The organism is Pseudomonas sp. HMSC065H01, from assembly GCF_001815235.1.
Taxonomy (GTDB): domain Bacteria; phylum Pseudomonadota; class Gammaproteobacteria; order Pseudomonadales; family Pseudomonadaceae; genus Pseudomonas; species Pseudomonas aeruginosa.
Genome location: NZ_KV819940.1, coordinates 1 through 10,173 on the forward strand (window position 1 = coordinate 1; position 10,173 = coordinate 10,173).

The window sequence follows — 10,173 nt, forward strand, 5'->3', positions numbered from 1 at the left end:
CCCCAGTCGCCGAGCATCCATTTCGAGTTCGGCGAGAACGCCTCGGCGGCGTGCGCCGCGTTGCACAGCAGGGAGGCGGACAATAGGCCGCCGGCCACGGGGCGCAGGGCCGGGCGGAGAAGATGGGATTTCACGCGAACGCTTCCTCGTTGCGAATGATCGACTGGCCGCACGCAGCGACCGCTCTACTTCCTCGATAACCTTGCAAGGAGCAAGGGTTTATGAAGAGGACTCATGATCTGAGCCAAGCAGAACAATGGTTAATTTGCGAATGATAAGGTCTTTGCAAGTAAAGCTGAAACGTTTCAGGCTGGAAAACAGTGTTACGGAAACGACAACGAAGCCAGGCGGCGGGCCTCCGAGCGGGTCACCCGGGTGGTGGCCGTGGCGGGACGGGGACAACGCAGGGATTGGCAACAATCTGAAACCCATGAACACGCTTCACGTTGTTGCCGGGAGCGGAACAATACCCGCCTCAGAGTTCGTCGCGCAGATAGGACCAGGGGTAGATACCGCGCTCGTGACCATCGTCGAACAGCAACTGCACGCCGTAGCCCTGCAGGCGGATATCGCGCAGGCGCACGCCCTGCTCCGCCGCGACGATCCGTCCGCGCAGGCGCTGCGCCCGGCATTGCGCACAGGGACAGGCGGCGCGCAGGCGAGCATGGTCGATCCGGCTGACCGCGCCGTCCGCCCATTCGAGCATCAGCCAGCCGTCCCTGGCGGAATTGCGCAGGCGCAGCGGCGGCTGGGTCATGCCGGCACCCGCAGTTGCGCCAGGGCGATACGCACCGCCTTGCGCACCTCGGGATCGCCGTCGCCTTCGGCGACCCGCAAGGCCTGGGCCGAGGCCGGGTCCGCCAGTTCGCCGAGGGCCAGGGCGGCCTCCTTGCGCAGGTTGCCGATGGGATGGCCGAGCAATGCTTCCAGCGCCTCCCGCGCCGGGCGGTGGCGCAAGCGCCCGAGCGCCCGCGCGGCGCGCAGGCGGACCTGCCAGTAGTCGTCCGCCAGGGCCTTCAGCAGCGGCTCGCCGGCCTCCTCCCGGCCCAGCTTGCCAAGGGTCGTCGCCGCCTCTTCGCGAACCTGCCATTGAGCGTCCGCCAGCGCCGCGCAGAGCGCCGGCAGCACCGTCGCCTCGCGGCTCAGGCCGAGGGCGCCGGTGGCCGCCCGGCGTACCTCCGGGTCGACATCGGCGCTGGCCAGCCTGGCCAGTTCGGCCAGGGCCGGCTGGTGGCGGAGCCAGCCGAGCACCGCCACCGCCTCGCGGCGCACCGCCGCCTGCGGATCGCCGAGGGCGGCCAGGGCCGGCGCGGCGCTCTCCTCCAGGCGCAGTTCGCGCAACGCACGCAATACGCTGGCGCGGACGAAGGCATCGGCATGCCCGAGCCACGGCAGCAGGCGCCGCCCGGCGGCCGGTTCCTTGAGTTCGCCAAGGCTCTGCGCGGCGGCATCGGCCACCGCCGGCACCGGATCGGCCAGGGCCGCACAGAGCGCATCGACCACTGCGTCTTCCTCCCAGGCCTCCAGCAGGCGCGCGGCCTCGCCGCGCACGCCGGGGTCGGGATCGCCGCGCAGGGCCGCAACCAGCAACGGCAGCGCCTCCGGCAGCTCCAGGTCGGCCAGTTCGATCAGCGCTAGGCGGCGTACGCCGGGGTCGGCGTCCTCCAGGCGCGGCGACAGTTCGAGGATTTCGGGCAGGGTGGCGTTTTTACAGGTCATATGGCGATCCGCAGTCGGTCCGGGGTGATGCCCGGCGGCAAGCCGAGCGGGGTCAGGCGCGGCAACTGGCGGCCGTCGTCGTGGTCGAGCAGTTCCAGGCAGTGGCGTTTCAGGCGCACGAAGTCGGCGCTGGTCACCAGCCGGGTGTCGCGAGGGCGCGGGAAGTCCAGCGCCAGGTCGGCGATGATCCGTCCCGGACGGGGGCTCATCACCAGCACCCTGTCCGCCAGGTACAGGGCCTCGTCGATGTCGTGGGTGACGAACAGCACCGTGGTGCGGACCCGCGCCCATACGTCCAGCAGCAAGGTCTGCATCTTCAGCCGGGTCTGCGCGTCGAGGGCGCCGAAGGGCTCGTCCATCAGCAGCAGGCGCGGCCGGTTGACCAGCACCCGGGCGATCTCCACGCGCTGCTGCATACCCCCGGACAGTTGGCCGGGCCAGCGCCCGGCGAAGTCCGCCAACCCCACCAGTCCGAGCATCTCCATGGCGCGCCGGTTGCGCTCGGCGCGGGCCAGGCCCTGCATCTTCAGGCCGAAGGCGACGTTGTCGCGTACCCGCCGCCAGGGGAACAGGGTGTGCTGCTGGAATACCATGCCACGCTGCGGCGAAGGTCCTTCCACGCTCCGGCCGTCGACCCTCACGCTGCCGGCGCTTGGCCTCAGGTGGCCGGCCAGGGCGCCGAGCAGGGTCGACTTGCCGCATCCCGAAGGCCCGAGCAGGCAGACGAACTCGCCCGGCCGCGCCTCCAGGTTCAGATCGCGGACCGCCTCGAAGGCTTCGCTCCCCTGCCCCAGGCGGATGCTCAGGTCGCGGATCTGGATGCGCCCCAGGCTGTTGCCGGCCGTCGTCATCGGACCTTGCCTCCCGCCGCGTACCAGGGCGTCAGCGACGCGCCGACGCGCTTCACCAACCCACTGCTGCCCATGCCGAAGAGGCCGATGAGCAGCATGCCGACCACCACCTCGTCGTAGTTCTGGATGTTGTAGGAAGCCCAGGTGTAGTAACCCAGTCCCCATTGCCCGGAGATCATCTCGGCGGTCACCAGGCAGAACCAGGAGGTGCCCATGCCGATCGCCAGGCCGGTGAAGATGCCCGGTCCGGCGCCGGGCAGCAGCACCTCGCGCAGCAGCGCCCGGCGCCCCGCCCCCAGGCTGCGCGCCGAAGCCAGCAGGCGCGGATCGAGCGCCTCCACGCCATGCACGGTATTGAGCAGGATCGGGAACAGCGCGCCGGTGAAGGTAATGAAGATCATCGAGGCCTCCGACGAAGGGAACATCAGGATCGCCAGGGGAATCCAGGCCACCGCCGGGATCGGCCGCAGCACTTCCAGCGGCGGCAGCAGCAAGGCCTCGGCCCAGGCCGAGCGGCCGATCGCCAGGCCGAGGGCGATGCCCAGCGCGGCGGCCAGCAGATAGCCGGCGAAGACCCGCGCCAGACTGGCGCCGAGGTGCGCCAGGAGCACGCTGGACTGGGCCAGGTTGCAGGCCGCCAGCAACACCGCGCCGGGCGTCGGCACGTTGGCGAAGGTCACCAGGCCCAGATTCAGTTGCAGACCGGCGGCGAGCTGCCAGAACGCCAGGCAGGCCGCCAGCGAGGCGGCGCGGGTGGCCCAGCGCCAGGGTCGGGAGATCGGAAGCGAACTCATGGGCGGACTCCGAAGACGCCCGCCTCAGCGGAGCGCCAGCGCCTGCTGGCTGGCGGCGGCAAAGTCGCGTACCTCGCCACCATGGCGGCGGGCATAGTCCTGGGCCTGCTCGCGGAGCAGGAAGGCGTTGAGGCGACCCTCGCCGTCGCGGACGAACCACGCCTGGTTGGCCAGCAGCTTGATCCCGCTGTCACGATCCTGGGCGTAGATCGCACGAATCGCCTTGCCCTGCGCCTTCAGCTCGGCAAGATCGGCCAGGGCCGACTCCGGCGAAGCGTAATGGCGCACCCTGGCCTCGCCCTTCACCCAGATCTGCGCTACCCGTTCGAACTCCTCGATCGGCCGGCCGCTGCGCGCGTCGCTGGCGCGCAGCGGCGACGGTGCGTAGTCTGCCAGCGCCGCCTGGTAGTCCAGCCCGGCCTGACGGTAGGCCTCGCGGATGTAGCGGTCGTCGACGAAACGCTCGACGTCCAGCCCACGGTCGGCCTTCTTCAGCAGCTTCAGGGTGTCGATGGAGGTCGCCAGCGCCTGGCGGTATTCGGGTTTCCAGGCCTGGTCGCGGGTCTGCAGGCCGAGCGGACCGTGGAACAGGTAATTGACCTCGGCCTCGATGCCGGTGACCTTCTCGATCAGCTCGCTGTATTTCTCCGGTTCGGCGGCCAGCAGTCGATTGGCTTCGATGCTCGCCCGCAGGTAGGCCACCACCACCTCCGGATAGCGCTCGGCGTAGGCGGCGTCCACCAGCGCGCCATGGAAGGTCGGCGCGTTGGCCTGGGAACCGTCGTAGATCTTGCGGGCGAAGCCGCGATTGGGGAACAGCTCGGCGAAGGGTACGAAGTCGGCATGGGCGGCAATCTTGTTCGCCTGCAAGGCCGAACCGGCGATTTCCGGCGGCTGGGCGATGATGGTCACGTCGCGCTGCGGGTCCCAGCCTTGCGCCGCCACCGCGCGCAGCAGCATGCCATGGGCGGTGGAGGCGAACGGTACGGAGATGGTCTGGCCTTTCAGTTCGGCCAGCGACTGCACCGGCGAGCCGCTCGGTACCACGATGCCGTTGCCGCTGCCACGGGTGCTGCCGGACAGCACGCTGATGAACAGGCTGCGCTTGCCGGCGGCGGCGAAGGCCACGCCGTTGAAGGTGCCGGGAAAGTCGGCCATGGCGCCGAAGTCGAGCTTGCCGGCGACCATCTCGTTGGTCAGCGGTGCGCCACTGGTGAAGTTCTTCCACTCCACCCGGTAGTCCGCATCCTTGTAGCGGCCGTCGCGCGGCAGGTATTTCTCCAGCAGGCCCAGCTCGCGGATCAGCAGCCCGCCGGCGGCGCAGTTGATGGTGGTGTCCTGAGTGCCGATGGCCACGCGGATGGTTTCCGCCTGGGCACCCAGGGAAGTCAGGGCCAGCGCCAGGCTGGCCAGGATTGCACGCAGTCGCATGGGGATTCCCCTCGAATCATGGTCATGGGAATCGTCTCCGCCACCCGGACGGTGGTGGGAAACGAGGGGTGTTTCAGAGTGGCGTCCGGGAGTGGCCGGATGGCGGGTTCTGCCTCGCTTGCCGGGAGCGGGCGTCAGCGCAGCAGGTAGGGAATCTCGACCTTCACCGCGCCGGTCGGGCAGTCCTTTTCGCAAGGCATGCAGTACCAGCACTCGTCGTAGGCCATGTAGGCCTTGCGGGTGGTCGGATCGATGGCCAGCAGGTCCATCGGGCAGACCTCGACGCAGACGGTGCAGCCCTTGTCGGCGATGCAGCGGTCTTCGTCGATGGTCACCGGGGCGCTGCTGCGGAAGAAGATGTCCTGGGGTCGGTAGGCCATGGCACGCGGTCCTCGTGGTTCGATCTGGCCCGCTTTCGTGGCGGCGGGCTCGGTGTCTAGCGGTACTACGCCGGGGCGTGGGGCCCTAGGCGGCGTCGTTCCTCAGCCGCAGGCGCTGGTAGGCCTGCTGTTCGCCCTCGTCGATGGCGAACAGGTAGGGTTCGACCGGTTTCCTGAAGCTGGCCATGCGTCCCTGCTCGTCCTTCTTCAGGTGCGCGTGGCAAAACCAGGCAGCGTCGTCGCGCCGCGGATAGTCCACCCGGTGGTGGTACAGGCCCCAGCGGCTCTCGGTGCGGAACAGCGAGGCGCGCGCGGCCATCTCCGCGCAATCGCGGATAACGCTGACTTCCAGGGCGCGCATCAGCTCGTGGGGGTTGTCCGCCTTGATCCGCTCCAGATCCTCGGCGATGGCCTGGATGCGTTGCAGGCCCAATTCCATCTTGCGGGTCACCTTGGGCGGTTGCAGGTAGTCGTTGACCAGCCGGCGCAGCTTGTACTCCACCTGCGCCGCCGGCAGGCCATGCTCGCGCAGCAGCGGCGCCTCGATCCGCGCACGCTCGCGCTCGACCTGGGCGCTGTCGACCGCGCTGAAGGCGCGCCCGGCGACGTATTCGGCGGCGTTGCGCCCGGCGAACCAGCCATAGGTGAAGGCGCCGAGCATGTAGTTGTGCGGCACCGCGGCCATGTCGCCGGCGGCGTAGAGGCCCTTCACGCTGGTCTCGGCCTTCTCGTTGACCCACACGCCGGAGGCCGAGTGGCCGGAGCAGAAGCCGATCTCGGAAATGTGCATCTCGACCATCTGCTGGCGGTAGTCGGTGCCGCGCCCGGCGTGGAACTGCCCGCGACTGGGGCGTTCGTTGCCATGGAGGATGTCCTCGATGGTCTGGATGGTTTCCTCCGCCAGGTGGTCGAGCTTGAGGAACACCGGGCCATTGCCGCCTTCGAGTTCCTGGTGGAACTCCCACATCATCTGCCCGCTCCAGTAGTCGCATTCGATGAAGCGCTCACCCCTGGCGTTGGCGGTATAGCCACCCAGCGGGCCGGTGACGTAGGCACAGGCCGGGCCGTTGTAGTCCTTGATCAGCGGGTTGATCTGGAAGCATTCCAGGTTGGCCAGCTCGGCGCCGGCATGATAGGCCATGGCGTAGCCGTCGCCGGCGTTGGTCGGGTTCTCGTAGGTACCCATCAGGTAGCCCGAGGACGGCAGGCCCAGGCGGCCCGCCGCGCCGCAGCAAAGGATCACCGCCTTGGCGCGGATCACATGGAAGTCGCCGCTGCGGCAGTCGAAACCGAGTACGCCGTTCACCGCGCCCTCGGCATCGGTGAGTAGGCGGGTGCAGACCAGGCGGTTGGCGATGGGGATCCGCGCACGCTTGAGCTGGCGGTAGAGCACCTTCTTGATGTCGTGCCCTTCCGGCATCGGCAGCACATAGGCGCCCATGTGGTGGACCTTCTTCACCGCATAGTCGCCGGTCTCGTCCTTTTCGAACCTGACGCCCCAGCGATCCAGCTGCCGCAGGGTCTCGAAGCTATGGCTGGCATAGGCGTATACCGCCGCCTGGTTGACGATGCCGTCGTTGGCCACGGTGATTTCCCGGGTGTACTGCTCGGCCGTGGCGTGGCCGGGGACGATGGCGTTGTTCAGCCCGTCCATGCCCATGCTGATGGCGCCGCTGCGCTTGACGTTGGCCTTGTCCACCAGCAGCACGCGCAGTTCGCGGTCGTGCTCCTTGGCCTTGATCGCCGCCATCGGCCCGGCGGTGCCGCCGCCGATCACCACGATGTCGTATTCCTGCTCCAGGGTGTTCATGCCCGCTCTCCCTTCTGCCGATCGATGCGCAGGCGATACTGGAAAGCGTCGCCGCGGTAGTAGAGGTATTCGAAGTCCAGCGGCGCGCCGTCGGCGGCATGGGTCAGGCGCTCGATACGCATGATCGGCGCGCCCTCCTCGACCGCCAGGGCGCGGGTCAGGTCGGCATCGGCGAGCACCGCGTCGATGGCCAGGTCGGCATGGCCGAGGGGAATGCCGCAATCGTTCTCGAGGATCAGGAAGATGTCGCGGGTCACCAGGTCGGCCTTCTCCAGGCGCTCGCCGAGCGCCTGCGGCAGGTAGGTGACTTCCAGCGAAACCGGCTCGCGGTTGACCAGCCGCACCCGCTTGATCTCGCACACAGGGCTGCCCTCTTCCACCCGCAGGCGCTCGGCCACCCGCGCGCCGGCCGGCACGTAGCGCAGGCCGTGCAGGCGGTTGATGACCTCGTAGCCCATCTGCGTCATGGACTCGCCCAGGCCTTGCAGGGTGCTGACGTTCTGGAACGCCTTCGGCCGGGCGACGAAGGTGCCCTTGCCGTGGATCTTGAAGATCAGCCCTTCCTTCTGCAGGTCGCCGAGCGCCTGGCGCACGGTGATGCGGCTGACGTCGAAGGCCTTGCCCAGCTCGTTCTCCGAGGGCATGCGGCTGAGCGGCGGGTAGACGCCGTCGAGGATGCGTCCGCGCAGCAGCTCCTTGAGCTGGCTGTACAGCGGCACGGGGGAAAGCGGGAGCAGTTTGCCCATGGTCGGATTCGCTTGCAGGAGTGGCTCGAATGCTTGTTATAACAAGTTATACCGTGATGGTAAACGCCATGAACGATCAAGCGGAAATACCGAAAACGCATATGGATATGGCGCCACCCGTGCGTGGCTCTCGCCGGCCAAAGGACCGGCCCGCAGCGCGGACCGGCCCGCCCCCTCAGCGCAGCGGCCGCCAGAGGGTGAAGGCTACCGGCGGCGTCCAGCCGCTGTTTGAGGTGTGCGCCTGCAGGCAGAGATAGCGCAGCCCCTCGTAGGTCACCCCATCGTCGACCCGATAGGCCTGGTTCTCCCGCCATTGCGGGAATTGCGGATCCACCGCCCCGCCGCTGGTGCTGACCTCCAGGCCTTCGCTGGGCAGCGACTGGTTGCCCTGGGTATCGGTGGCGGTGACGAAATAGCTGTAGCGGGTGTCCGCCGTCAGGCCGCTGTCGGTGGAACCCAGCGCGGCGCTCTGGCCAACCATGGCGCCGTCGCGATAGAGGCTGTAGTAATCGATCGGACGCTGCCCGCTGGAGGCGTTCCAGGCCAGCACCAGGCTGGTCTCGCCGCGCTCCAGCAGACGCAGGCCCTGCGGCGCCGCCGGGCGCTGGTCGCCGCCCTCGCCGTCATGGATGAGGCTGGCGTAGCGCTTGCGGAACTCCCAGTTGTAGCGCTCGCCGCGCTTGTTCAGGCCATCGTCCCAGTTCACCGACCAGGTCATCAGGCCCTTGATCGCATGACCGGCGGCCTCCAGGCGGCGAAACGCATTGCTCACCACGGCGGGATCGATCACGTAGCCGGTGGCCGCCGCATCGACGTTGCTCGGCAGGCCGATGGCCAGGCGCTGCGCCGGGATCCGCACGAAGTCGCGGCTGCCGGTGGCCAGGCTCTCGGTGAGGTAGTAGAGGAAGTCTTCTTTCATCGCGTCGTTGTTCTGCGCGATCCAGGCGCCCTTGCCGCCGTTCGCCTCCTGGACCCACAGGCCGTCGCCGCCCTGGTTGTAGTACTGCGGCGCGATGAAGTCGTAGACACCTTCCAGGGCCTGCAGATAAGGCACGTACTTGCCGTTCTTGTGCAGATAGGGAAACTCCGGGGCCATGCTGACGATGAAGTGCTTGCCCTGCCCGGCGTAGTGCTCGCGCACCAGCTTGAGGGCCGCCGGCAGCACCCGCTGGTTGTCGGCCAGGTCGATGGCGCTCTGCTCGAGGTCGATGTCCAGGCCGTCGAAACCGTAGGTTTCCACCAGGCGGACGATCTCGGCGGCCAGCGCCTGCTCCTGCCCGGCGTGCAACTCGATGTGCGCGTCGGCGCCCCCCAGAGAAATCAGCACCGCGCGGCCCTGGGCGTTGAGCACGCCGACCTGGCGGCGAAACTCCGCGTCGGACAGGTTGTATGGCTGGAAGGTCGGAATGCCGCGCCCTTTCATGAAGGCCACGGCGACCACGTTGTACTCGCTCGGCACGTCTTCCAGCGCGATGTTGGCGAACGAGCCCTGCTGGTAGCCGTCGGCGGCGCCGGCCGGCCAGTTGTGCCAGAAGCCCATGAGAATCTTCTTGCCGGCGATGCTCGGCATGGCCGCCGCGGCATCTTCGCGGGCCTGGTGCAACTGGGAAAAGTCGATCCTGATCATTTACCGCTCCTCGGATGAAGGTAGGAAACGCATCCGGAGGGGCTGTCCGACGAACCGCGCCGTGGCCGCCGCGAACGCTTAGAAAAAACAGGCGCGAGCGTCTACCACGGGGCATTCCGGCGTTTGTCGCGATCAGGGCGGGGGCATGGTTGCAGAGACGGCGGAAGGCTTCACCTACCACAATTGGCAGAGCCGCGGCGGCGATGCTCCGCGCCGGGTTCAACCGGCTTCGCTGAGTTCGGCGACCACCACTCCGGGAAGGTCTTTCAGCAGTGCCGGGGACAGCAGCAGCTTGGTCTCGCGGACCCCGGCGCCCATCACCACCAACGGCCGTTCGAAGACCGCCGCGTCGACCAGCAGCGGCATGCCTTCGGGCAAGCCGAACGCGGTGATGCCGCCGAACTGCATGCCGGTCAGCTCGGTGGCGACCTCGCGGGCGGCGAAGGACAGCCGGCGGGCCCCGAGCAGCGCCTTGACCGCGCCGTTCACGTCGAGCCGCCGCGAGCCCAGGTTGACCACCGCGGCATAGCCTTCGGCGCCGTCGCGCTTGTAGCGCAGGACCAGGGTGTTGGCGCAGTCCTCCAGGCCAAAGCCGTAGCGTGCGCTGAACGCCGCAGTGTCGGAATGCTCGTCGGCGACGCGGAACACCACCAGCTCGGCGGAAGGCAGGCCGCGCGCGACCTGCTCCGGCAGATGGCGGTGGTAGTCGGCCGGGGCGACGGCGTCGAGCCGGTGGCGTTGGGTGTATTCGCGCAGAACCATGGGCAACCTCGAATGAAGACGGACGGCACCGGCCCCTGCCGCCAGGCGGGCGG

The 10,173-nt window shown here is 68.4% G+C and carries 10 protein-coding genes and 1 pseudogene; all 11 read right to left on the bottom strand.

What is annotated here, in order from left to right; translation table 11 throughout:
- A pseudogene (locus tag HMPREF3014_RS34555) lies at positions 1–134 on the bottom strand (porin); the annotation flags it as partial.
- Positions 135–475: 341 nt separating this feature from the next.
- Positions 476–757, bottom strand: coding sequence for a DUF971 domain-containing protein (locus tag HMPREF3014_RS32170; protein WP_003113105.1), 282 nt, complete (start codon positions 755–757; stop codon positions 476–478).
- Positions 754–1,719 (bottom strand): HEAT repeat domain-containing protein, encoded by a 966-nt coding sequence (locus HMPREF3014_RS32175; RefSeq protein WP_003122733.1) that lies wholly within the window; start codon positions 1,717–1,719, stop codon positions 754–756. Before HMPREF3014_RS32175 ends, HMPREF3014_RS32170 begins: the two co-directional genes overlap by 4 nt.
- Positions 1,716–2,570, bottom strand: a complete 855-nt coding sequence (locus HMPREF3014_RS32180; RefSeq protein ID WP_003113103.1) for an ABC transporter ATP-binding protein — start codon at positions 2,568–2,570, stop codon at positions 1,716–1,718. The genes HMPREF3014_RS32175 and HMPREF3014_RS32180 overlap by 4 nt, the downstream gene beginning before the upstream one ends.
- Complete coding sequence (locus HMPREF3014_RS32185) at positions 2,567–3,364, bottom strand: ABC transporter permease (RefSeq protein WP_003113102.1); 798 nt, start codon at positions 3,362–3,364, stop codon at positions 2,567–2,569. Before HMPREF3014_RS32185 ends, HMPREF3014_RS32180 begins: the two co-directional genes overlap by 4 nt.
- A gap of 24 nt (positions 3,365–3,388) precedes the next feature.
- Positions 3,389–4,795 carry an ABC transporter substrate-binding protein gene (locus tag HMPREF3014_RS32190; protein ID WP_003113101.1) on the bottom strand — a complete coding sequence of 469 codons (1,407 nt, stop codon included), beginning with the start codon at positions 4,793–4,795 and terminating at the stop codon, positions 3,389–3,391.
- A 134-nt stretch (positions 4,796–4,929) separates the two neighbouring features.
- Positions 4,930–5,175: a 4Fe-4S dicluster domain-containing protein gene (locus tag HMPREF3014_RS32195; protein ID WP_003089354.1), complete on the bottom strand. Its 246-nt coding sequence runs from the start codon at positions 5,173–5,175 to the stop codon at positions 4,930–4,932.
- An 85-nt stretch (positions 5,176–5,260) separates the two neighbouring features.
- Positions 5,261–6,985: a fumarate reductase/succinate dehydrogenase flavoprotein subunit gene (locus HMPREF3014_RS32200; RefSeq protein ID WP_004343632.1), complete on the bottom strand. Its 1,725-nt coding sequence runs from the start codon at positions 6,983–6,985 to the stop codon at positions 5,261–5,263.
- Positions 6,982–7,731, bottom strand: coding sequence for a GntR family transcriptional regulator (locus tag HMPREF3014_RS32205; protein ID WP_003113099.1), 750 nt, complete (start codon positions 7,729–7,731; stop codon positions 6,982–6,984). The genes HMPREF3014_RS32200 and HMPREF3014_RS32205 overlap by 4 nt, the downstream gene beginning before the upstream one ends.
- Positions 7,732–7,906: 175 nt before the next feature.
- The gene (locus tag HMPREF3014_RS32210) at positions 7,907–9,358 is read right to left on the bottom strand and encodes a carbohydrate-binding protein (RefSeq protein WP_023087510.1); all 1,452 of its coding nucleotides are present in this window, start codon (positions 9,356–9,358) and stop codon (positions 7,907–7,909) included.
- 219 nt (positions 9,359–9,577) lie between these two features.
- Positions 9,578–10,120 (bottom strand): YbaK/EbsC family protein, encoded by a 543-nt coding sequence (locus tag HMPREF3014_RS32215; protein WP_003089366.1) that lies wholly within the window; start codon positions 10,118–10,120, stop codon positions 9,578–9,580.
- Positions 10,121–10,173 lie beyond the last annotated feature (53 nt).

Excerpts from the sequence above, each read along its gene's own strand:
- HMPREF3014_RS32210 (WP_023087510.1), bottom strand. The coding sequence starts at position 9,358 with ATGATCAGGATCGACTTTTCCCAGTTGCACCAGGCCCGCGAAGATGCC.
- HMPREF3014_RS32180 (WP_003113103.1), bottom strand. The coding sequence starts at position 2,570 with ATGACGACGGCCGGCAACAGCCTGGGGCGCATCCAGATCCGCGACCTG.
- HMPREF3014_RS32190 (WP_003113101.1), bottom strand. The coding sequence starts at position 4,795 with ATGCGACTGCGTGCAATCCTGGCCAGCCTGGCGCTGGCCCTGACTTCC.
- HMPREF3014_RS32200 (WP_004343632.1), bottom strand. The coding sequence starts at position 6,985 with ATGAACACCCTGGAGCAGGAATACGACATCGTGGTGATCGGCGGCGGC.
- HMPREF3014_RS32175 (WP_003122733.1), bottom strand. The coding sequence starts at position 1,719 with ATGACCTGTAAAAACGCCACCCTGCCCGAAATCCTCGAACTGTCGCCG.
- HMPREF3014_RS32195 (WP_003089354.1), bottom strand. The coding sequence starts at position 5,175 with ATGGCCTACCGACCCCAGGACATCTTCTTCCGCAGCAGCGCCCCGGTG.
- HMPREF3014_RS32185 (WP_003113102.1), bottom strand. The coding sequence starts at position 3,364 with ATGAGTTCGCTTCCGATCTCCCGACCCTGGCGCTGGGCCACCCGCGCC.
- HMPREF3014_RS32205 (WP_003113099.1), bottom strand. The coding sequence starts at position 7,731 with ATGGGCAAACTGCTCCCGCTTTCCCCCGTGCCGCTGTACAGCCAGCTC.
- HMPREF3014_RS32215 (WP_003089366.1), bottom strand. The coding sequence starts at position 10,120 with ATGGTTCTGCGCGAATACACCCAACGCCACCGGCTCGACGCCGTCGCC.
- HMPREF3014_RS32170 (WP_003113105.1), bottom strand. The coding sequence starts at position 757 with ATGACCCAGCCGCCGCTGCGCCTGCGCAATTCCGCCAGGGACGGCTGG.